Source organism: Pseudomonas sp. S2_F03, assembly GCF_054668335.1.
In genome coordinates, this window is record NZ_CP162759.1 from 1766181 (window position 1) to 1788503 (window position 22323).

16 protein-coding genes and 5 pseudogenes are annotated in these 22323 nt (G+C 59.2%); 3 read left to right on the forward strand and 18 right to left on the reverse strand.

What is annotated here, in order from left to right:
* Positions 1-155: 155 nt before the first annotated feature.
* The 4 genes and pseudogenes from guaA to AB4N76_RS08375 all read right to left on the reverse strand — a co-directional run bounded on the left by guaA (position 156) and on the right by AB4N76_RS08375 (position 4989).
* Positions 156-1734 (reverse strand): annotated as a pseudogene (gene guaA, locus AB4N76_RS08360) (glutamine-hydrolyzing GMP synthase).
* Positions 1735-1833: 99 nt separating this feature from the next.
* Positions 1834-3306 (reverse strand): annotated as a pseudogene (gene guaB / locus AB4N76_RS08365) (IMP dehydrogenase).
* A gap of 154 nt (positions 3307-3460) precedes the next feature.
* Positions 3461-4039 carry a sugar ABC transporter ATPase gene (locus AB4N76_RS08370; RefSeq protein WP_460164367.1) on the reverse strand — a complete coding sequence of 193 codons (579 nt, stop codon included), beginning with the start codon at positions 4037-4039 and terminating at the stop codon, positions 3461-3463.
* 182 nt (positions 4040-4221) lie between these two features.
* Complete coding sequence (locus AB4N76_RS08375; protein ID WP_046026609.1) at positions 4222-4989, reverse strand: sulfite exporter TauE/SafE family protein; 768 nt, start codon at positions 4987-4989, stop codon at positions 4222-4224.
* Positions 4990-5247: 258 nt separating this feature from the next.
* Between AB4N76_RS08375 and xseA the strand changes: the two genes are divergently transcribed.
* Both xseA and AB4N76_RS08385 read left to right on the forward strand, forming a co-directional pair.
* Positions 5248-6627: an exodeoxyribonuclease VII large subunit gene (xseA, locus tag AB4N76_RS08380; protein ID WP_046026610.1), complete on the forward strand. Its 1380-nt coding sequence runs from the start codon at positions 5248-5250 to the stop codon at positions 6625-6627.
* 3 nt (positions 6628-6630) lie between these two features.
* Positions 6631-7452: a peptidoglycan DD-metalloendopeptidase family protein gene (locus AB4N76_RS08385; protein WP_046026611.1), complete on the forward strand. Its 822-nt coding sequence runs from the start codon at positions 6631-6633 to the stop codon at positions 7450-7452.
* Positions 7453-7577: 125 nt separating this feature from the next.
* Here the strand turns inward: AB4N76_RS08385 and AB4N76_RS08390 are convergent, their stop codons facing one another.
* Positions 7578-7934, reverse strand: a complete 357-nt coding sequence (locus tag AB4N76_RS08390; RefSeq protein ID WP_460164368.1) for a hypothetical protein — start codon at positions 7932-7934, stop codon at positions 7578-7580.
* Between the two features lie 387 nt (positions 7935-8321).
* On the opposite strand from AB4N76_RS08390, the gene leuA reads away from it, so the two are divergent.
* Positions 8322-10001 carry a 2-isopropylmalate synthase gene (gene leuA / locus AB4N76_RS08395; RefSeq protein WP_046026615.1) on the forward strand — a complete coding sequence of 560 codons (1680 nt, stop codon included), beginning with the start codon at positions 8322-8324 and terminating at the stop codon, positions 9999-10001.
* Between the two features lie 201 nt (positions 10002-10202).
* On the opposite strand, the gene AB4N76_RS08400 is transcribed toward leuA, so the two are convergent.
* The 13 genes and pseudogenes from AB4N76_RS08400 to fdx form a co-directional block, all read right to left on the reverse strand.
* Complete coding sequence (locus tag AB4N76_RS08400; protein WP_460164369.1) at positions 10203-10994, reverse strand: amidohydrolase; 792 nt, start codon at positions 10992-10994, stop codon at positions 10203-10205.
* Positions 10982-12131, reverse strand: a pseudogene (locus tag AB4N76_RS08405) (pyridoxal phosphate-dependent aminotransferase). The gene AB4N76_RS08400 and the pseudogene AB4N76_RS08405 overlap by 13 nt, the downstream one beginning before the upstream one ends.
* A gap of 226 nt (positions 12132-12357) precedes the next feature.
* Positions 12358-13828, reverse strand: a pseudogene (gene der, locus AB4N76_RS08410) (ribosome biogenesis GTPase Der).
* Positions 13829-13969: 141 nt separating this feature from the next.
* Positions 13970-15121: an outer membrane protein assembly factor BamB gene (gene bamB / locus AB4N76_RS08415; RefSeq protein WP_046026619.1), complete on the reverse strand. Its 1152-nt coding sequence runs from the start codon at positions 15119-15121 to the stop codon at positions 13970-13972.
* Positions 15114-15755 (reverse strand): tetratricopeptide repeat protein, encoded by a 642-nt coding sequence (locus AB4N76_RS08420; protein ID WP_046026620.1) that lies wholly within the window; start codon positions 15753-15755, stop codon positions 15114-15116. The genes bamB and AB4N76_RS08420 overlap by 8 nt, the downstream gene beginning before the upstream one ends.
* A gap of 41 nt (positions 15756-15796) precedes the next feature.
* Positions 15797-17086: a histidine--tRNA ligase gene (gene hisS, locus AB4N76_RS08425; protein WP_046026621.1), complete on the reverse strand. Its 1290-nt coding sequence runs from the start codon at positions 17084-17086 to the stop codon at positions 15797-15799.
* Positions 17087-17123: 37 nt separating this feature from the next.
* A complete protein-coding gene (ispG, locus tag AB4N76_RS08430; RefSeq protein ID WP_007944259.1) occupies positions 17124-18233 on the reverse strand; it encodes a flavodoxin-dependent (E)-4-hydroxy-3-methylbut-2-enyl-diphosphate synthase in 1110 nt (369 codons plus the stop codon).
* A 3-nt stretch (positions 18234-18236) separates the two neighbouring features.
* Positions 18237-19301 (reverse strand): RodZ domain-containing protein, encoded by a 1065-nt coding sequence (locus tag AB4N76_RS08435; RefSeq protein ID WP_460164370.1) that lies wholly within the window; start codon positions 19299-19301, stop codon positions 18237-18239.
* Positions 19301-20060 (reverse strand): annotated as a pseudogene (gene pilW, locus AB4N76_RS08440) (type IV pilus biogenesis/stability protein PilW). Before pilW ends, AB4N76_RS08435 begins: the two are co-directional and overlap by 1 nt.
* Before the next feature lie 16 nt (positions 20061-20076).
* A complete protein-coding gene (gene rlmN / locus AB4N76_RS08445; RefSeq protein WP_007948172.1) occupies positions 20077-21219 on the reverse strand; it encodes a dual-specificity RNA methyltransferase RlmN in 1143 nt (380 codons plus the stop codon).
* A gap of 28 nt (positions 21220-21247) precedes the next feature.
* Positions 21248-21673, reverse strand: coding sequence for a nucleoside-diphosphate kinase (gene ndk / locus AB4N76_RS08450; protein WP_007916882.1), 426 nt, complete (start codon positions 21671-21673; stop codon positions 21248-21250).
* Between the two features lie 92 nt (positions 21674-21765).
* Entirely contained in the window at positions 21766-21966 is a 201-nt protein-coding gene (gene iscX / locus AB4N76_RS08455) for a Fe-S cluster assembly protein IscX (protein WP_007903597.1), read from the reverse strand.
* 14 nt (positions 21967-21980) lie between these two features.
* The gene (gene fdx / locus AB4N76_RS08460; protein ID WP_046026625.1) at positions 21981-22322 is read right to left on the reverse strand and encodes an ISC system 2Fe-2S type ferredoxin; all 342 of its coding nucleotides are present in this window, start codon (positions 22320-22322) and stop codon (positions 21981-21983) included.
* Between the last annotated feature and the right edge of the window lies 1 nt (position 22323).

Genomic DNA, 22323 nt, shown 5'->3' on the forward strand with positions numbered 1-22323 from the left:
CGATACACCCGCAGTTGTGAAAGAAACAGCAAAGCGCCCGTGACGACGGGACGCAGGCTCGCCATACGACAAAGCGGCCCCATGAAAAAAGCCGTGTGAACTCACGCTCACACGGCTTTTTATCCAGCGATCAAACCTTCAAGGTTTGTGCAGGATCACTCCCACTCAATCGTCGCCGGCGGCTTGCTCGACACGTCGTAAGTGACGCGGGAGATGCCTTCGATTTCGTTGATGATCCGGCCGCTGACGGTTTCCAGCAGCTCGTAAGGCAGGTGCGCCCAACGTGCGGTCATGAAGTCGATGGTTTCCACGGCACGCAGGGCAACGACCCAGGCGTAACGACGGCCATCGCCAACCACGCCAACCGATTTCACAGGCTGGAACACCACGAACGCCTGGCTGACCTTGTGGTACCAGTCGGCTTTGCGCAGTTCTTCGATGAAGATGTGGTCGGCGCGACGCAACAGGTCGGCGTATTCCTTCTTCACTTCACCGAGGATCCGCACACCCAGGCCCGGGCCCGGGAACGGGTGACGGTAGACCATGTCGTACGGCAGGCCGAGTTCCAGGCCCAGACGACGGACTTCGTCCTTGAACAGCTCACGCAGCGGTTCCAACCAGCTTGAGGTTCATCTCTTCCGGCAAGCCACCCACGTTGTGGTGCGACTTGATGACGTGGGCCTTGCCGCTTTTGGCGCCAGCCGACTCGATCACATCCGGGTAGATAGTGCCTTGGGCGAGGTACTTGATGTTGTCCAGTTTGTTGGACTGGGCATCGAATACGTCGATGAAGGTACGGCCGATGATCTTGCGTTTCTTCTCTGGGTCGCTTTCGCCAGCCAGGTTGTCGAGGAACTGATCTTCGGCGTTGGCGCGGATCACCTTGACGCCCATGTTCTCGGCGAACATGGCCATCACTTGCTCGCCTTCGTGCAGACGCAGCAGGCCGTTATCGACGAAGACGCGGGTCAGTTGGTCGCCAATGGCTTTGTGCAGCAACGCGGCAACAACCGAAGAGTCCACACCGCCGGACAGGCCGAGCAGTACGTTGTCGGTACCGACCTGGGCACGCACCTGAGCGATGGCGTCTTCAGCGATTTTCGACGGCGTCCACAGGGCTTCACAGCCGCAGATGTCGAGGATGAAGCGCGACAGGATGCGACCGCCCTGTTTGGTGTGGGTCACTTCCGGGTGGAACTGCACGCCGTAGTAACCGCGCGCGTCGCTGAACATACCGGCGATCGGGCAGCTCGGGGTGCTGGCCAGGATGTGGAAGTCTTCCGGCATCTTGGTGACCTTGTCACCGTGGCTCATCCAGACGTCGAGGCCGAACAGGCCGTCAGCGTCGATGTGGTCTTCGATACCGTCGAGCAGGCGGCTCTTGCCGACCACGTCGACACGGGCGTAACCGAACTCACGCAGCTCGGAACCTTCAACCTTGCCACCGAGCTGTTCAGCCATGGTCTGCATGCCGTAGCAGATACCGAAGACCGGTACGCCCAGGTCCCAGACGGCTTGTGGTGCACGGGGGCTGTCGGCAACGTGTACAGACTCGGGGCCGCCGGCGAGGATGATCCCTTTTGGCGCGAATTCGCGGATCGCTTCGTCGTCCATGTCGAACGGATGCAGTTCGCAGTACACGCCGATTTCACGCACGCGGCGGGCAATCAGCTGGGTGTACTGGGAACCGAAGTCGAGGATCAGGATGCGGTGAGCGTGAATGTCGAGGGCCATGATTCAGTCTCGTCTAAGTAAGTCAGAAACAGTCGTGATTCAGAAACAACTCGGGGCTGAATAGAACAGCCCCGGTTGCTTAACGATTTGCTTGAAGGCTCAACCTACGCGGTAGTTTGGCGCTTCTTTGGTGATCTGTACGTCGTGAACGTGGGACTCGGCCATGCCAGCGCCGGTGATCCGCACGAACTCAGGCTTGGTGCGCATTTCTTCGATGTCGGCACTGCCGGTGTAACCCATCGAGGAACGCAGGCCGCCCATCAGTTGATGGATGATGGCGCTCAGGGTGCCCTTGTAAGGAACACGGCCTTCGATACCTTCCGGAACCAGCTTCTCGGCGCCTGCCGAAGAATCCTGGAAGTAACGGTCGGAGGAGCCTTGAGCCTGGGACATGGCGCCCAGCGAGCCCATGCCACGGTAAGCCTTGTACGGAACGACCCTGGAACAGTTCGATTTCGCCCGGTGCTTCTTCAGTACCGGCGAACATCAGAGCCCATCATCACGCAGGAGGCACCGGCAACGATGGCCTTGGACAGGTCACCGGAGAAACGGATGCCGCCGTCGGCGATCAACGGAACGCCAGTGCCTTCGAGGGCAGCGGCGACGTTGGCGATGGCACTGATTTGCGGGACGCCGACACCGGCGACGATACGGGTGGTGCAGATCGAGCCAGGGCCGATACCGACCTTGGACTGCGTCAGCGCCTGCTTCGGCCAGGGCCTTGGCGGCAGCGCCCGTGGCGATGTTGCCGCCGATGACCTGCACTTCAGGGAAATTCTGTTTGACCCAGCGAACGCGGTCGATCACGCCTTTGGAGTGACCGTGAGCGGTGTCGACCACCACCACGTCAACGCCGGCATTGACCAGGGCGGCGACGCGATCACCGGTGTCTTTACCGGTACCGACTGCCGCGCCAACGCGCAGACGACCTTGATCGTCCTTGCTGGCCAGCGGGTAGGCTTTGGCTTTTTCGATGTCGTTGACGGTCATCATGCCCTTGAGGGCGAATTTGTCGTCGACGATCAGCACGCGTTCGATGCGGTGCTTGTGCAACAGCTCGCGAACGTCGTTCTTGTCGGCGCCTTCCTTGACCGTGACCAGACGCTCTTTCGGCGTCATCACTTCACGGACACGGGCGTCCAGACGGTTTTCGAAACGCACGTCACGGGAAGTGACGATGCCGACCAGGTCGCCATCGTGCAGTACCGGAACGCCGGAGATGTTGTGCATGCGGGTCAGTTCGAACAGTTCACGAACCGTGGCATCCGCCTCGATCGTGATCGGGTCCTTGACCACGCCGGCTTCGTAACGCTTGACCTTGCGCACTTCGGCAGCTTGCTGCTCGATGGTCATGTTCTTGTGGATGATGCCGATGCCACCTTCCTGAGCCATGGCGATTGCCAGACGGGCTTCAGTAACGGTGTCCATGGCGGCAGAAACCAGAGGAATGTTCAGCTCGATGCCACGGGTTAGGCGGGTCTTGAGACTGACTTCGTTAGGAAGCACCTCGGAATAACCGGGCACTAGGAGAATGTCGTCGAATGTCAGAGCTTCTTGGCTGATACGCAGCATCGCGGGGGCTCCCGAGCGGGAAAATGGAAGCGCGCCATTATAGTCAGACACCCCCTCGGGTTCAATGTAAAACTCTGTCTATTATCGACACGGTCGATCGACGGGTATTTAACGCCGAATTCTGTAGGAGCAAGGCTTGCCCGCGATGGCGTCCTTAAGTCCGCCATCGCCAGCAAGCTGTGCTCCTGCAGTTCGACTTTACCCAGATGACCGGCTGATCGAGCCAATCGGCAAACTCGTCGATAAAGCTCTGCTTGAACCCGGCTTCAGCCCAGTTGTTGAAGATAAAACCCAGGTTGGAAAAGCCGCATTCCTGCAGGAACAGAAATCCGTTGATGTCATCTTCATGCCCGCATTCAGGGCAGGTGAAGTTATCGGTGCGGCCCGGCATCCAGTCTTCCAGGCTTTCGAACAAGGCTTCGCCTACTTCCTTGCGGCACTCGGCGCAGCCCGCCTCGCCCAGGAAACCTTTGGCCGGTGTATAGATGCAGCGCTTGGTGACGATCTCCAGGCCATTGATCGGCTCGCCGAACGGCAGGGCCTCTGGATGCAGGACCACATCGCGCGCACCTTCGGCGATGGCGTGGGCCATGCGATTGCCCGTGCGGCCACAGGTGGTCAGCTCTTCATTGATGATGTTCTTGCGCACCAGCCACCGCACGACCGCGCGAGCCCGGGGCTCGTGCACCGGCAACGTGGAGATTTTCGGGACGATGATGCTTTGTGAATTCATGGTGCAAGCCTGCTGCGTCAAATGGATGTTCTGCGGTATTCGTACTGGCGCCTTCGCGGGCAAGCCCGCTCCCACAGGGATCTCTGGTGAGCACAAATGTGCGTAGGACCAAGATCATGTGGGAGCGGGCTTGCCGCGAAGGCGTCAGGACGGCCGGCAACTTAATACCTGACGAAATCGGGTCAAGCACTCAAGTACCGCCCGATCAAGGCAATCCCGCTGGCCAATACCAACCACGTCACCAGCCGCACAAACGCTTCGCGGGACAACCTCATGGTCAACCGCCGCCCGATCCATAACCCCAGGGCCATGGCCGGTAACAAACACAGGGCCAACACCAACAAGGGTAGCTCGGCATACACGCCTGCGATGGCAAACAGGCTCAACCGCACCACCGTGCTGCAACTGATCAGCGCACTCTGGGTCGCCCGGGCCGCCTCTTTGGGCAGGCGACTGTTCAAATAGATCGCATATAAAAAGCCGCCACTGCCAAACAACGCCCCGAACATCCCGCCCACCGTGCCCATCGGCACCGCCCAGCCGGCAGACAACTGTGTCGGCCGGGTTTTGACCCACAGGCTGTAAATCGCGTACGCGCTGATAAACAACCCCATCAACAGCAGCAGCACGTCGGATTTCAGGTTCAACAGAAAGATCACCCCCAGCGTGCAGCCCACCGCCATGCACGGCAGCAACCGCAACAACTCGGGCTTCGCCACATCGCGTCGCGAGGGCAGCAGATTGCCGAACGCCGCGACAAAATCGAGCAACACCAGCAACGGCACGATTTTCGACAGCGGCATGAACAGAATCAGAATCGGCCCCGCCACCAACGCCGTGCCGAAGCCAGCGATGCCAAACACGATGTAGGCCAGGGCGATGCCCAGCCCGATCACCAGCCAATCCATTGGACCGAATGGCCATTGATGCAACATCTCAAAAACATTCATCTGAATACCTTCCCTGATTACCGCTGATGACTGTACCTGTCGCGGAGCCGTTACACGATCCATGTAGCAGCTGGCGAAGCCTGCGTCGACCGGTCCGCGCTCGGGCGCAGCAGCCGCTAATGCATACGCCGCATCCGTCCTGACACAACGAGCAGTCTGATCTTACGGCGGCTGCGCAGCCGGACGCAGGCTTCGCCAGCTGCTACAGGATTTCGTCAACGTAGAGATTCACGTGCGAATGCCATTAAACTGCGCCCCATGATTAAAGATCCCTTTGCAAGACTCGGCCTGGACCGTGAAGTCCTGACTGTCAGCCAGCTCAACGGCCGCGCGCGGGTGTTGCTTGAAGACGTCTTCAGCAATATCTGGGTCGAAGGCGAAATCTCCAACCTCGCCCGCCCGGCGTCCGGCCACGTGTATTTCACCCTCAAGGACAGCGGCGCCCAGGTGCGTTGCGCGCTGTTTCGCCAGAACGCGGCCCGGGTTCGCCAGGCGCTGAAGGATGGCTTGGCGGTCAAAGTCCGCGGCAAGGTTTCATTGTTCGAGGGACGCGGCGACTATCAGTTGATCCTCGACACGGTGGAGCCGGCAGGTGATGGAGCGTTGCGCCTGGCGTTCGATGCACTGAAGGAAAAGCTCAGCGCCGAAGGCCTGTTCAGCGCCGAGCGCAAAGTGCCGCTGCCGGCGCATCCACAACGCATCGGCATTATCAGTTCGCCGACCGGCGCGGTGATCCGCGACATTATCAGCGTGTTCCGTCGCCGCGCACCGCAGATCCAGCTGACGCTGATCCCCACGGCCGTGCAAGGTCGCGAAGCCACTGCGCAGATTGTCCGTGCGTTGAAACTCGCGGATGCCCGTGGTTTCGACGCGTTGATCCTGGCCCGTGGCGGCGGTTCGCTGGAAGACCTCTGGTGCTTCAACGAAGAGGCCGTGGCCCGTGCCGTCGACGCCTGTGTCACGCCTATTGTCAGTGCCGTCGGCCACGAAACCGACGTATCGATCAGTGACTTCGTGGCCGACGTCCGCGCCCCGACCCCTTCCGCCGCTGCCGAACTGCTCGCACCGGATTCCAACGATCTGGTGCGCCGGGTCGAAAGCCTGCATCGCCGACTGGTGATGCGTATGCGCGACCGTTTGATGCGCGACCGCCTGCGTCTGGAGGGTATCTCCCGCCGTTTGCGCCATCCCGGCGAACGCCTGCGCCAGCAAGCGCAACGTCTGGACGACCTGGACATGCGCATGCGCCGCGCGTTCGAACGCAGCCTCAACACCCGTCGCGAGCGCTTGATTCGCCTGGAAACCCGCCTCGCCGGGCAACATCCGGGGCGTCAACTGGCACTGCTGCGCCAACGCCTCGACAGCCTTGCCGAACGCCTGCCGCGTGCGATACGCGAAGGCCTCAAGTCGCGACGCCTGCAATTGCAAAGTCAGGTGCAGACCCTGCAAGTGGTCAGCCCGTTGGCGACCCTGGCCCGTGGTTACAGCATCTTGCTGGACGAACGTGGCAATGCGATCCGCAGCGCCGGGCAAACCCACAATGGCCAGCGCCTCAAGGCCAGACTCGGCGACGGCGAACTGCAAGTGCGGGTCGAAGACAATCACCTGACGCCTGTCACCCTTTCTCTACTGGATTGATCCATGCCGCGTTTTCTAGCTCCACTGCTGTTGTTGTGCCTGACCTTCAACGCCAATGCCGACAGTTACATCACCCGCCTGTTGAACAAACCGGTACCGGGCGGCGTGGCGGTGGTGGATCTGGGCAGCGCGGCCCAGGCACCTAAAGCCAGCTACCAAGGCAAACCGGTGCTGGTGGTCAAGGAACAGAACAATTGGCTGGCGATTGTCGGCGTGCCGCTGACGGTCAAGCCGGGCACGCAGCAAGTCAGCAGCGGCGGCCGCACATTGAATTTCACTGTTGGTAACAAGAAGTACCCGGAACAACACATCACGCTGAAGAATACGCAGCAGGTCAATCCGAACCCGGACAATCTCAAGCGTATTGAAGGCGAACTGGCGGAACAGATTGCCGCCTACCGCACGTTCAGCCCGAATACGCCAAGCAACCTGCTGCTGGACAAACCCGTCAACGGACCGCTTTCGAGCAAGTTCGGCGTGCGCCGTTTCTTCAATGGTGAAGAGCGCAATCCTCACGCGGGCCTGGATTTCGCAGTGCCTGCCGGTACGCCGATCAAGACCCCGGCGACGGGCAAGGTGATTCTGATCGGCAATTACTTCTTCAATGGCGACACGGTGTTTGTCGATCATGGTCAGGGCTTTATCAGCATGTTCTGCCACATGTCGAAAATCGACGTGAAGGTCGGTCAACAACTGGCTCGTGGCGCAGTGGTCGGGAAAGTCGGGGCGACGGGCCGCGCGACCGGGCCGCACATGCACTGGAATATCAGCCTGAATGATGCGCGGGTGGATCCGGCGATTTTTATCGGGGCGTTTCAGCCATAAATAGTTGTTGAGGCAGCCGGCCTCTTCGCGAGCAAGCCCGCTCCCACATTAGATCGCGGTTAAATGTGGGAGCGGCGGTACGACGATTCGACTTGCTCGCGAAGGCGGCCTCACAGGCGCCGCCGCTATTCAGCCTCAAGGTCCTCAATCCCATGGGCTTCCCGGTCCGCCAGGCAATGCTTGATCCACTCCTGGGTCTCCTGCGAAAACCCGGTCAACTCTTCAGCCGTGATCAACTCCCGCGCGCACAACCCCAACAAGTGCGATCGCGCCTCATGGCGTGAAAACCTGAACACACCAAACGCCCAGTACAGCTCCTTTTGCCTGGACTGAAGCAGCTCTTCAGTGGCTTCAATCCGATCATAAGGCTCCAGGCTTTTATCCAGCACCGTGCGCTCGACCTCCTCCATGATCCGGATACACATCCGCTCATGAGCCAACGGCCGCAACGCGCTGTAACGCTTCCAGTCCGACTCGTTCATGTCCGACTCCTGCCATGATCAGGCTTTAAGCATAGCCGTGCCCAAGAGGCCGACGTCGCAATTCTCCGATTGCGCAGTGCTCAAACCTCGCGCAATCATCAAAACAATCACCACCATTCGCAGCAATAAAATCTCGATTAACCCGGCTTTACGGGTATTCCTCTCAATTTTTTTCGACTGCTTGCCATCCTTTCCCCTCGCGGTTAGGGTTGAAGGCATGAAAACCTCTCACACCCTCATTCAGCTTCGCCAGCACCGCAGTCTGTGCCTCGTCAGCGCACGACTGCCGGGCTGAATCGCGGTGCCTCGCCCCACGCTTTTCCCCAAGAACATTTGATCCACCGGCAGGCCGCCTTTTTTCGGCCCACACAATAAGGATTCCCCCCGATGAGCATGCTCAAAGATCCGTCTTCGAAATACCGCGCGTTCCCGACCATCGACATCCCGGACCGTACCTGGCCGTCAAAGACCATCACCGCGGCGCCGATCTGGTGCAGCTCTGACCTTCGCGATGGCAACCAGTCGCTGATCGAGCCAATGGACGCGGTCAAGAAGCTGCGTTTCTGGAAAACCCTGGTGTCGGTTGGCGTGAAAGAAATCGAAGCCTCGTTCCCGGCAGCGTCGCAAACCGACTTCGACTTCGTGCGGACCCTCATCGAAGGCAACCACATCCCGGACGACACCACCATTCAGGTGCTGACCCAGGGCCGTGAAGACTTGATCGAACGCACCTTCGAATCCCTGCGCGGGGCGAAAAAAGCCATCGTTCACTTGTACAACGCGACGTCCCCTTCTTTCCGCCGGATTGTCTTTAATCAGGACAAGGACGGGATCAAGGAAATCGCCGTGAGCGCGGCCAAGCTGTTCGTCAAATACGCAGCCATGCAACCGAACACCGAGTGGACCTTCGAATACTCGCCGGAAACTTTCAGCGCCACTGAGCTGGAGTTCGCCAAGGAAGTCTGCGACGCGGTGATCGAGGTCTGGAACCCGACGCCTGAGCACAAGATGATCCTCAACTTGCCGGCCACCGTCGAATGCGCGACCCCGAACATCTATGCCGACCAGATCGAATGGTTCGGCCGTCACATCAACCGTCGTGACAGCGTGATCATCAGCCTGCACACCCACAACGACCGTGGCACTGGCGTGGCCGCCACCGAACTGGGCCTGATGGCCGGCGCCGACCGTGTCGAAGGCTGCCTGTTCGGCAATGGCGAGCGTACCGGTAACGTCGACCTCGTGACCGTGGCACTGAACCTCTACACCCAGGGCGTTCACCCTGAGCTGGACTTCTCCGACATCGACGGCGTGCGCAAGGTCGTCGAAGAGTGCAACCAGATCCAGGTACACCCACGCCACCCGTACGTTGGCGACCTGGTGCACACCGCATTCTCCGGCTCGCACCAGGATGCAATCCGCAAGGGCTTCGCCCAGCAGAAACCGGATGCGCTGTGGGAAGTACCGTACTTGCCGATCGACCCGGCCGATATCGGTCGCAGCTACGAGGCGGTGATTCGCGTCAACAGCCAGTCAGGCAAGGGCGGTATCGCGTACCTGTTGGAGCAGGAATACGGCATCAACTTGCCACGCCGCATGCAGATCGAGTTCAGTCAGGTGGTGCAACGTGAAACCGATCGTCTGGGCCTTGAAATGACCGCTCAGCAGATCCACGCGCTGCTGCACAGCGAGTACTTGCAAGCCAACACCCCGTACGCGCTGGTCAGCCATCGCCTGCAGGAAGAAAACGGTCACAGCGCCGTGGAAGTGGAAGTTTCCAGCAAAGGTCAGGGCGAAACCAACCTGCACTGGCGCGGCAAGGGCAATGGCGCGCTGGAAGCCTTGGTGGCCGGCCTGCCGATTCCGGTGGAAATCATGGACTACAACGAGCACGCCATCGGCGCGGGCACCAATGCCAAGGCTGCGGCCTACATTGAACTGCGCGTGAACGGTGAACGTGCGGTGCACGGTGTGGGTATTGATGAAAACATCACCACCGCCAGCTTCAAGGCGCTGTTTAGCGCACTGAACCGCTCGCTGAGCCAGCCGGAAGCGAAAGCGGCATAAACCTTCGCTGCAATGCAAAAGGCCCCGGGGTGCGAACCTTGGGGCCTTTTTGTCGCCTGTTGTTTTTGTGCTGCCTGTTCTGGCCTCATCGCGAGCAAGCTCGCTCCACAGTCGATTTTGGTGTACACAAACTTTGCGTTCACATTGATCAATGTGGGAGCGAGCTTGCTCGCGATGAGGCCGGTTCAAACTGCAAGGATGTCAGGTGAACTCAAACGTATCAGCATCCAGATTCGCCGGGAAACGGGTGCGATAAGCCTGAAGGTCCGCAGCGTTCAGCACCACCTGGAACACGCCGTCGGCTTCACCAACACTGAGCAAGGTTTCGCCCTGGAAATCCAGCACCTGACTGTCACCGGTGTAGGCAAAGCCTTTGCCATCGGTGCCGATGCGATTCACTGCGGCCACGTAGCAGAGGTTTTCGATGGCCCTTGCCGGCAGCAATCGGTTCCAGTGCTGACGCCGCGCACCCGGCCAGTTGGCGGTGTACAGCAGCAGGTCGGTGTCCTGCGCATCGCGGCTCCAGACTGGAAAGCGCAGGTCGTAGCAAATCAGCGGCCGCACTCGCCATCCCTTGAGCTCGAACTGCACCTGACGCTCGCCCGGCGTGTAGTGGTTATGCTCGCCGGCCATGCGGAACAGATGGCGCTTGTCGTAATGCCACACCTCCCCGTCCGGCCGCGCCCACAGCAGGCGATTGCGATGACTGCCGTCTGCGGTTTGAACGATGATGCTGCCGGTAATCACCGCATTGAGTTTTGCCGCCTGACTGCGCAGCCATTTGCTGGTCGGGCCGTTTTCCGGTTCGGCGAGCGTCTGCGACTCCATGGAAAAACCGGTGGTGAACATCTCCGGCAGGATGATCAGGTCCGCGCCGCGAGCCTGTTCCAGCAACTGCTCGAAATGCTCCAGGTTGGCCTGGCGGTCATGCCAGGCCAGCGTGGTCTGGACCAGCGCGACATTCAGGTTGGGCAATGCACTCAGATCACGCATAGTTTTGCCGCTGCTTCACGCAGGGTCTCCTCACGTTTGGCGAAGCACAAGCGCACCAGGCGCTGGCCGACCGGTGGGGTCTGGTAGAACACCGAGATCGGGATGCTCGCCACGCCATGCTCGCGGGTCATCCACAGCGCCATCTCGACGTCATTGAGGTCCGGACGGATCTGCGAGTAATCGACCAGCTGGAAATACGTACCGGTCACTCGGGTGAAGTCGAAACGCGACGGCGCCAGCAGATCGCAGAACAGATCACGCTTCGCCTGGTAGAAATCCGGCAGCTCTTCGATGTGTTCCGGGTGCTCGGCCATGAAGTCGGCCAAGGCAAATTGCAGCGGCGTCACACCGCAAAAACTGACGTATTGGTGAACCTTGCGCAGCTCGGCAGTCAGCGCTGGCGGCGCGACCACGTAACCGGTTTTCCAGCCAGTAACGTGATAAGTCTTGCCGAAGGAACTGACGACGAAGGCGCGCTGATACAGCTCTTGGTGATTCAGCACGCTGACATGAGGCACGCCGTCGAACACCAGGTGTTCGTAGACTTCATCGCTGACCAGATAGATGTCGCGATCACGAATCAGATCCGCCAACTGATCCAGCTCGGCACGGCTGATCAATGCGCCACTGGGGTTGTGCGGTGAGTTGAGAATGATCATTCGCGTGCGCGGTGTAATGGCATCGGCGAGCTTCTGGAAGTCGATGCTGAAATCAGCCAGCCCCAGTTGCACATGCACACAACGCCCACCGGCCAGTTCCACCGAAGGTTCGTAACTGTCGTAGGCCGGATCAAACACGATGACTTCGTCACCGCTGTGGATAACTGCCTGGATCGCACAGAAAATCGCTTGGGTCGCGCCCGGCGTGATGGTCACTTCATGGTCGGCATCGACATGAACGCCATAACTGCGAGCGATCTTTGCCGCCACTTGCTGGCGTAGCGCCGGCAGCCCGGTCATCGGCGAATACTGGTTATGGCCATTGGCGATGTGCCGGCCGACCGCGTCGCACAGGGCCAGCGGCGCATCGAAATCGGGAAACCCCTGGGACAGGTTGATCGCCCCGGTTTGCGCCGCGAGCTGGAGACATCTGAGTGAAGATAGTGATGCCGACATTCGGCAGCTTACTGGTGATCATCGGTGATTCCCTGCTCTACACCCGGCTCTAACGGCGGCGCGGGAGAGCCCGAGGATAACCCATCCGGTGCCCATAAAAAAAGGGCGCATAAAGCGCCCTTTCTTGAACCCGATCCCTGTGGGAGCGTGGCTTGCCCGCGATGGCCATAGCAGGGTGTATCAGGTACACCGCGTTATCGTTTATCGCGGGCAAGCCTCGCTCCCACAGGGACCAGGCAAGCCTTCGATCAACGCTTGTCGCGGCGCTTTTTGTCGGCCTTTTTGTGGTGCGACATCATGCGGCGCTTCTTGTTGACCTGGCGGTCGGTCAGCGTGGTCTTTTTGCCTTCGTACGGGTTCTCGCCGCCCTTGAACTCGATGCGGATCGGCGTACCGACCAGCTTCAGAACACGACGGTAAGTGTTTTCCAGGTAACGAACGTAAGACTTCGGCACCTTCTCGATCTGGTTACCGTGGATCACGATGATCGGCGGGTTCGCACCACCCAAGTGGGCGTAACGCAGCTTGATCCGGCGGTTGTTGACCATCGGAGGCGCGTGCTCACCGACCGCATCTTCCAGGATCTGGGTGAGGCGGTTAGTCGGCCAGCGGGTCACGGCGGACTTGAACGAGTTCTGTACCGAAGCGTAGAGATTGCCCACGCCAGTACCGTGCAAAGCCGAGATGAAGTGGATGTCAGCGTAGTCGACGAAGAACAGTCGACGTTGCAGCTCGACCTTCACGAAGTCGCGCTCGCTCGGCGTCATGCCGTCCCACTTGTTGATCGCGATGACCAGCGCACGACCCGACTCAATGGCAAAGCCCAGCAGGTTGAGGTCGTGATCCACCACGCCTTCGCGGGCGTCCATCACGAAGATCACCACGTTGGCGTCTTTGATCGCTTGCAGGGTTTTGACCACGGAGAACTTTTCAACTTCTTCGTGGATCTTGCCGCGCTTGCGCACACCGGCGGTATCGATCAGCGTGTACTTCTCGTCGTTACGCTCGAACGGGATGTAGATACTGTCGCGGGTCGTGCCCGGCTGGTCATAAACGATTACCCGGTCTTCACCGAGCATGCGGTTGACCAGGGTCGACTTGCCGACGTTCGGGCGACCGATGATAGCGATCTTGATACCGTCTTTTTCGCTTGGGCCAGGAATGCGCTTGGCTTCCTCACCTTCGGCAACGATCTCTTCTTCGCCGTCTTCCGGCTCTTCTTCGTCTTTCGGGAAATCGCTCAGGGCGATTTCCAGCATCTGGGTGATGCCACGACCGCCGAGCACCCGCGATAGGGATCGCGTGACCCATGCCCAACGGGGCGAATTCAGCGCGGGCCATTTCAGGGTCGATGTTGTCGACCTTGTTGGCAACCACGTAAGAACGCTTGTTACGTTTGCGCAAATGCTCGGCGATCATCTGGTCGGCGGCGGTGAAACCGGCCTTGGCATCTACCAGGAACAGAACGACATCCGCTTCTTCAATGGCCAGCAGCGACTGCTCGGCCATTTTTTCGTCCATACCGTGCTCGTCACCGGAGATACCGCCGGTGTCGACCAGAATGTAGGAACGCCCTTGCCACTTGGCCTCACCGTATTGGCGATCACGGGTCAGACCGGACAAGTCGCCGACGATGGCGTCACGAGTCCTGGTCAGGCGGTTGAACAAGGTGGACTTGCCGACGTTCGGTCGGCCCACCAGGGCGATTACGGGAACCATGCGGCTCTCCACTTCGTTATTTCAGAAAATACAAAAGCCGCTGCGAGGCAGCGGCTGAGTGCTCGGGGCAGCGCTTGAAGGCGCCGCAAGCCTTGCAGAACAAGGCCGCTTGGGGGTTAAACCCCAAGCATAGTCAAACCTTTACTTAATGGTCAGGGCTTCCAGTTTGCCGCTGTTGCCATATACATAAATCGTGTCACCCACCACCAGCGGACGGGCACGCAGGCCGTCGCTGTCGATGCGCTCGCGGCCGACGAAACGACCGTCCACCTGACTCAGCAGATGCAGGTAGCCTTCCATATCGCCGACTGCAACGTAGCTGGAGAACACTTCCGGTGCCGACAGTTGACGGCGGGCCAGCGAGTCGTTGCTCCACAACGCGGTGGTGGAACGCTCGTCGACGCCTTCAACAGTGCCCGAAGCCAGGCTCACGTAAACGTTGCCAAAACCCTGGGCGACACCGGCATAGCTGGAAGCATCGCGCTGCCAGAGCTGACGACCGCTTTCCAGGTCCAGAGCTGCAACGCGACCCTGGTAGCTGGCGACGTACAACGTACCGCCGGACAGCAGCAGACCGCCGTCGATATCGACCACACGTTCAAGCTCCGAACGGCCTTGTGGAATCGCTACGCGTTGTTCCCACACCGGCACGCCGTTGGAAATATTGAGAGCGACCACTTTACCGGTCGACAGACCAGCCACGGCCATACGGTTGGTCACGATCGGCGCACTGGTGCCGCGCAGGGTCAGGACCGCAGGCGTGCTGTCATACAACCAGCGCTGGTTGCCGGTCGCGGCATCCAGGCCGATCAGACGGTCGTCCTGAGTCTGAACCACAACCACGTCACCGTTGTTGGCCGGCGGTGCGAGGACTTCACTGGTCACGCGAGCGCGCCATTTCTCGTCACCGTTGACCGCGTCCAGGGCAACGATTTCGCCTTGGAGCGTGCCGATCATGACCAGCCCATAACCCACGCCAACGGCGCCGGAAACAGGCAGTTCGAGATCTTTCTTCCATTTGACGTCGCCATTGCTGCGATCCATCGCCATCACCACGCCAGTAACGTCGGCCGCATAGATGGTTGAGCCATCGATCGCCGGTACCAGCATGTTGTAGGTTTCGCCCTGACCGTCACCGATCGAACGACTCCACTGCTTTTGCAGGACCACTTCTTCTTTGAAGTCAACCAACTCGGCAGGCGGCAATTCTTTTTTGCTGTTGCTGCTGCAACCCGCGGCCAAAATGGCCAGAGCCAGCAATGCTGCATGTTTCCAACGAATCACGTCACGCATCCCCTTTGGCCAGATCGTCCAGCTTGATTTGCAGGCCACCGACCGCCGCTTCATCCGACAGTGCCGCCTTGGCTTTTTGATACGCCTTGTTCGCTTCGTCGGTACGACCCAATTGCACCAGCAGGTCGCCTTTGAGTTCTTCGCGAGTGGCCAGGAATGCTTTGTCGGCATCGCCTTCGAGCAACTTCAGGGCTTCATCGGCCTTGTTTTGCGCGGCCAGTACCTGTGCCAGGCGCTGACGGGCGATTTCGCCCAGTGCCGGGTTGGCCGGTTTGGCGACAATGGCTTTCAGCTCAGTGGCTGCGTCGTCCAGCTTGCCGCTGTCGACCGCGACTTTTGCCACGAACAGGCTGCCGTACTGCGCGTAGGCGCTGCCGCCGAACTCGCTGTTGAGCTTGCCGGCCAGGTCGGCAACACGGGCTGCGTCAGGCTTGCCGTCAGGTGTCAGCGTGGTTTCGAGCAATTGCTGGTAGAGCATCGAGGCGCCTTGCGACTGATTGCTCTGATACTTGTGGAACGCCTGCCAGCCGAAAACGATAACCAGCGCCAACAGGCCGCCAGTGACCAGGGGCTTACCGTTGCGTGACCACCATTCCTTCAATTCCATCAAATGTTCGTCTTCGGTACTCGACACCCCAATACTCCTTAATCGCTAATTCGGCTGTTTAGACAGCTTCAACCCTGCACGACGCAGGTGGCCAGGTGTGCAGCAAGCGCATCCCAGGCAATGCTTTGTTGTTCGCCCTGGCCACGCAGGGGTTTGAAACCTACCACTTGCTGGGCCATTTCGTCGTCACCGAGGATCAGCGCATACAGCGCGCCGCTCTTGTCGGCCTTCTTGAACTGGCTTTTGAAGCTGCCGGCGCCGGCATTCACTTGCAGGCGCAGGTTGGGCAATTGATCACGGACGCGCTCGCTCAAGGCCAGGCCGGCAATCTCTGCCGCTTCGCCGAAGGCACAGAGGTAGACGTCGACCTGACGGGAGATTTCTTCCGGGATCTGCTCCAGGGTTTCAAGCAACAGCACCAGGCGCTCGATACCCATGGCGAAACCGACACCAGCCGTAGGCTTGCCGCCCATTTGCTCGACCAGACCGTCGTAACGACCACCGGCACACACGGTGCCCTGGGCGCCCAGTTTGTCGGTGACCCATTCGAAAACGGTCTTGCTGTAGTAATCCAGCCCGCGAACCAGCTTCGGGTTGATGACATAAGGAATACCGGCGGCGTCCAGGCGAGCCTTCAGGCCTTCAAAGTGCACGCGGGACTCGTCGTCGAGGTAGTCGGCCATTTTTGGCGCGTCCACCAGGATGGCTTGCGTGTCGGCATTCTTGGTATCGAGAACCCGCAGCGGGTTGGTCTTCAGACGACGCTGGCTGTCTTCGTCCAGCTTGTCCAGATGCGCGGAAAGGAACTCGACCAGCGCTTCACGGTAGCGACCGCGCGACTCGGCAGTCCCCAGGCTGTTGAGCTCGAGCTTGACCGCATCACGGATACCCAGCTCGCCCCACAGGCGCCACGTCAGCACGATCAGTTCGGCGTCGATGTCCGGACCGTCGAGGTTGAACACTTCGACACCGATCTGGTGGAACTGGCGATAACGGCCTTTCTGCGGGCGCTCGTGACGGAACATCGGGCCGATGTACCAGAGTTTCTGCACCTGACCACCGCCGGTGATGCCGTGCTCAAGCACTGCACGCACGCAGGCAGCCGTGCCTTCGGGGCGCAGGGTCAGGGAGTCACCGTTACGGTCGTCGAAGGTGTACATCTCTTTTTCGACGATGTCGGTCACTTCACCGATGGAGCGCTTGAACAGCTCGGTGAACTCGACGATCGGCATGCGGATCTGCTTGTAACCGTAGTTATCCAGCAAACGCGAAACGGTGCCCTCGAAATGACGCCACAGGGGAGTCTGTTCGGGCAGGATGTCGTTCATGCCACGAATGGCTTGCAGAGACTTGCTCACTTTAAATCCTTAAATTCGTTCGGCTCTTTAGTCCGGCTCAGCCACGCGCGATAACGGCAGCGTCGGCTTCGACCTTTTCGGCCGCTTTCTGGCGGATCAAGCGTTCAAGCTCATCCACCAGATTGTCATTCGTCAGTTTCTGCGACGGCTTGCCGTCGATGTAAATCAGGTTGGGCGTACCGCCGGTCAAGCCAATATGGGCTTCCTTGGCTTCACCCGGCCCGTTGACCACACAACCGATGACCGCGACATCCAGCGGCACCAGCAGGTCTTCAAGACGCCCTTCCAGTTCGTTCATGGTCTTGACCACATCGAAGTTCTGCCGCGAGCAGCTCGGGCAGGCGATGAAGTTGATGCCACGGGAACGCAGGTGCAGGGACTTGAGGATGTCGTAGCCGACTTTTACTTCCTCGACCGGGTCAGCCGCCAACGAGATGCGAATAGTATCGCCAATCCCTTCGGCGAGCAGCATACCGAGGCCCACGGCGGATTTCACTGTGCCTGAACGCAAACCACCGGCTTCGGTGATGCCCAGGTGCAATGGCTGGACGATTTCCTTGGCCAGCAAGCGGTAGGCTTCGACGGCCATGAACACGTCGGAGGCTTTCACGCTGACTTTGAAGTCCTGAAAATTCAGGCGCTCAAGGTGTTCAACGTGGCGCAGGGCGGACTCGACCAGTGCGGCCGGCGTCGGCTCGCCGTATTTCTTTTGCAGGTCTTTTTCCAGGGAACCGGCATTGACGCCGATGCGGATCGGAATCCCGCGATCACGAGCGGCATCGACCACGGCGCGTACACGATCTTCACGACCGATGTTGCCCGGGTTGATTCGCAGGCAGTCGACGCCCAGTTCGGCGACGCGCAATGCGATCCGATAGTCGAAATGGATGTCGGCCACCAACGGCACTTTGACCAATTGCTTGATCTTGCCGAAAGCTTCGGCGGCGTCCATGTCCGGTACGGAAATACGCACGATGTCGACGCCTGCCGCTTCCAGACGATTGATCTGTGCGACCGTGGCGGCGACGTCATTGGTGTCGCTGTTGGTCATGCTCTGCACAGCGATAGGCGCATCGCCGCCAACAGGCACGTTACCGACCCAGATCTTGCGGGATTCGCGACGTTTGATTGGAGATTCGCCGTGCATGACTTATTGACCCAACTTCAGGCGAGCAGTCTCGCCACTGGTGAACGGAGCAACATCAACCGCCTGGCCGTTGTAGCTGACCTGCACGCCACGGGCGAAGCCCAGACGCACGGAAAACGGCGGCTTGCCGCTGACGGAAACGCTATCGCCTTTACGCTTGAGACCACTCAACAGCACCTTGCCGGAGCCATCGGTCACTTGCGTCCAGCAATCGGCAGTGAACTGCAACTGAACCTGACCCTGGCCAGCCACTGGCGCTGTCGTAACCGGAGCAGGAGCCGGAGTGGTCGGGGCCACAGGAGCAGTCACCACTGGGGCCGGAACAGCTGGAACAGTCGGAGCCGGGGTGGCCGGCGCTGGAACGACAGGCGCCGTGCTGTGCGTCGGGGGGACGGCAACCGGAGCGGCGTTGTGCGCAGGAGCAACAGGTGTTGGTGCTGTCGGTGCGGCAACAGGCGCAATGGCTTGAGCTTCAGCCGGCGCTTCAGAGGACGTCTCGGCTTGCGGCAAAGCCAGCGTAGTACTGTTCTCTGCCTGGCCTTCCGCGACGGCCTGATCTTCCGGCTCGTCCAGCGGATGAATCTGGGTGGTGCCGTCGGCGCCCTCCACTTCAACGTGTTCCGGGCTCAGACCGATCAAGTCCTTGGTGCGCAGTGACGTTTGATCCTGCCACCAGACAAAACCGCCACCAATCACCGCAATCAGCAGCAACAGGCTGACAATTCGCAAAATAGTATGGGAAACCCGGACCGGCTCTTCGATACGCCCAAGGCTATGAACGCTGCTGCCTTGGGAATCAGTGCCGGTGGATTGGTCGAACTGCTGCACAAGAACGGCTTGATCCATGCCCAGCAATTTGGCGTACGCACGGATATAACCGCGAGCGAAGGTATGCCCAGGCAGCTTGTCGAATGCGCCGGCTTCCAGATTGCTCAAGGAGGTAACGGTGAGGTTGAGCTTGAGGGCCACTTCGGCCAGCGACCAGCCATTGCTTTCGCGGGCCTGGCGCAAAGTCTCACCGGGGTTAACGCGATTCGCTGCTACAACTTCGGGATGCGCCGCTTTCATCATTGCTCCGACAGGTATTGCTGATATTCCGGCGTACCGGGATAGAGTCGTTTTAGTTGCAGGCCTGCACTTGCAGCCTTGTCGCGATCTTCGAACACTTTTGCCAGCCGAACGCCGAGCAATAGACTACGTGCATTTTGCTCGGTCAGCAGGCTAAAACGATCGTAATAGTCACGCGCGGGCACATAATGCCTGTCTTCGAAGGACAACTCAGCCATTTCGAGCAATGCACGTGGCTGTTGGCGATTCAAACGCAGGGCTTTTTTCAAGTTGCTGCTGCGCGAGATCACGCTCACCCAGCTTTGATGCAGTCATTCCCAGGTTCTCGAATACTCGCGAACGCTCAGGATACAGCGTATCGGCGGCGGCCTGTTCAAAGCGCTCGTACGCCTCTTTGTAACGTTTTTCCTCGAAAAGGAAACTACCGTAGTTGTTCAGGATTCGCGCATCGTCGGGACGGGAAGACAGTGCCTTGCGAAAATGCTGGTCGGCCAGTTCAGGCTCCATTTCGGCCTGGAACACCAGAGCCAGCGCTGCGTTGGCGTCAGGGTCCGAGCTATCCAGTTCCAACGCCTTTTTCAGCGGGACTTTGGCGCGCTCTGTCATGCCTTGTTGCAAGTACCCCAACCCCAACTGCACGTAAGCCACACGTGCTTCATCGCGCCCCTTGCTGGTCTTCATCGGGTTGAAATCGCCCGACAGGACACATCCAGCACACAGGCTGGCCCACAGCAAAAGCAGCGCGAAGCGCAGGGACATAGAGATCCTCTCTGAATTATTTCGCGGCGTTCTGCGCCATATCGTTTTCTGCGCTCAATTCACGCACGGCGATATAACGCTCGCTGCGACGGGTGCGATCCAGCACCTGCCCTACCAATTGGCCACACGCGGCATCGATGTCTTCACCGCGGGTGGTGCGTACGGTGACATTGAAGCCTGCATGGTGAAGCTGATCCTGAAACCGGCGAATCGCGTTGTTGCTCGGGCGCTCGTAACCGGAATGCGGGAACGGGTTAAACGGAATCAGGTTGATCTTGCACGGGATGTTCTTGAGCAACTCGATCATCTCAACGGCATGTTCAACCTTGTCGTTGATGTCCTTGAGCAAGGTGTACTCAATGGTCAGCACACGTTTTTCGCCCAGGGACGACATGTAGCGCTGGCACGACTCGAGCAGCATCTTAAGCGGATATTTCTTGTTGATCGGCACCAATTGGTTACGCAATGCGTCATTCGGTGCGTGCAGGGACAACGCCAGGGAGACGTCGATGTGCTTGGACAGCTCATCGATCATCGGCACCACGCCGGAGGTCGACAGGGTCACACGGCGCTTGGAAATGCCGTAACCCAGATCGTCCATCATCAGATGCATGGCTGCAACGACGTTATCGAAGTTCAGCAGCGGCTCACCCATGCCCATCATCACCACGTTGGTGATGGCACGGTCGGCGGTTGCCGGGATGCTGCCGAACGATTTATTGGCAATCCACACCTGGCCGATGACTTCGGCGGCGGTGAGGTTGCTGTTGAAACCTTGCTTGCCGGTGGAGCAGAAACTGCAATCCAGGGCACAACCTGCCTGGGACGAAACGCACAAAGTGCCGCGTTTGCCCTGGGGAATGTAGACGGTCTCGACGCAGCTGCCGGACGCCACGCGCACCACCCACTTACGGGTGCCGTCGGTGGAAATGTCCTCGCTGACCACTTCAGGGCCGCGAACTTCGGCAATAGCCTTGAGCTTGTCGCGCAAGGCCTTGCTGACGTTCGTCATGGCGTCGAAATCATCGACGCCAAGGTGGTGAATCCATTTCATTACCTGACCGGCACGGAAACGCTTCTCCCCGATTGAGTCGAAGAATTTTTCCATTTCCTGCTGAGTCAGACCCAGCAGGTTGGTTTTTACAGTCGATGTAGTCATGGATTCACCTTCACTCTTAAGCCAATGCTTAGCGAGTGGTTACTTCAGTAGCTGCGAAGAAGTACGAGATTTCGCGAGCAGCAGCGGCTTCGGAGTCCGAACCGTGCACAGCGTTGGCGTCGATGGAATCAGCGAAGTCAGCGCGGATGGTGCCGGCAGCAGCTTCTTTAGGGTTGGTAGCGCCCATCAGCTCACGGTTCAGAGCGATAGCGTTTTCGCCTTCCAGAACCTGAACAACAACCGGACCGGAGATCATGAAAGCAACCAGGTCGCCGAAGAAACCACGAGCGCTGTGCTCAGCGTAGAAGCCTTCAGCTTCAGCTTTGGACAGTTGCTTCAGTTTCGAAGCTACAACGCGCAGGCCTGCTTTTTCGAAACGAGTGGTGATCTCGCCGATGACGTTTTTTGCAACAGCGTCAGGCTTGATGATGGAGAAAGTACGTTGAACAGCCATGGTGTAACTCCAGAAACGGTAATTTGCGAAAAATTAAACCCGCGAATTATACGCGGGTTCTTTGGTATTGCCTAACTGCGTACGGCGCAGACTCAGTCTGCTTCTTCGATCCAGGCGGCCTGAATGGCTTCAAGCACCTTCTCGCCACCGCGGGTCGGATCATCACTGAACTCCGGCAATGCCAGCACCCATTGGTGCAGATCGACGAAGTTCACATAACGCGGATCCACTTCCGGCCTGGACTCAGCCAGCTGGATCGCGATTTCAAGCACATCAACCCATTTCAGACTCATGTCGCTTCCTTGAATCAGTGCGGCGCTTCAGCCGCATGGTTGAGCGAATATTTCGGAATTTCGACGGTCAGGTCTTCCGTCCCGACTTTGGCCTGACACGCCAGGCGGGACTGAGCTTCCAGCCCCCAAGCCTTATCAAGATAGTCTTCTTCCAGCTCATCAGCCTCTTCCAACGAGTCAAAGCCTTCACGAATCAGGCAATGACAAGTGGTGCAGGCGCAGACGCCGCCACAGGCACTTTCCATCTCGATATGGTGTTCATGAGCCAGTTCGAGGATCGATGTACCGGGCTCAGCCTCAACAACCATGCCTTCCGGGCAGAACTTCTCGTGTGGCAGAAAAATGACCTGCGGCATC